The sequence below is a fragment of the Xanthomonas albilineans genome (assembly GCF_002939705.1).
Classification (GTDB): domain Bacteria; phylum Pseudomonadota; class Gammaproteobacteria; order Xanthomonadales; family Xanthomonadaceae; genus Xanthomonas_A; species Xanthomonas_A albilineans.
This window is the reverse complement of record NZ_MDCB01000119.1, coordinates 1-332: the sequence shown is the minus strand read 5'-3', so window position 1 is coordinate 332 and position 332 is coordinate 1. Positions and strand designations below refer to the sequence as shown.

General features: G+C 65.7%; 1 protein-coding gene. It reads left to right on the top strand.

From position 1 onward, the window contains the following. Window positions 1-302, top strand: a 302-nt coding sequence (locus XalbCFBP2523_RS16025) for a hypothetical protein (protein ID WP_211286591.1), incomplete at its 5' end; no start/stop codon positions are given. Window positions 303-332: the final 30 nt, after the last annotated feature.

The window sequence follows — 332 nt, the reverse complement described above, 5'->3', positions numbered from 1 at the left end:
TCGATGCCGGGCGAGACGATGTTTTTGATCCCGTCGTATGCTTGCCCAACGGCCTGTCCGGCGGACGAATGTGCGGCGGACTGCGCGCCATGATAGAGATCGACCGCCTGATTCACGACATTGGCCCCTGCCGCCTGGACGTCAGGGTCGTGGATGGCCCGCTGCGCCGCCTCGGCAACATGGTGCGCCCCCTGTTCGACGGCGTTTTTCGCCCACTCGAATTGATCGCCGACATAGCGGCCCGCAGCATCTGCAACTCGCCCGTGCAGATGCGCCGCTTCGCCCGCCGCCAAGCCGACTAGCGACGCCGTGGGGTTCAATGGGAAAGCCGC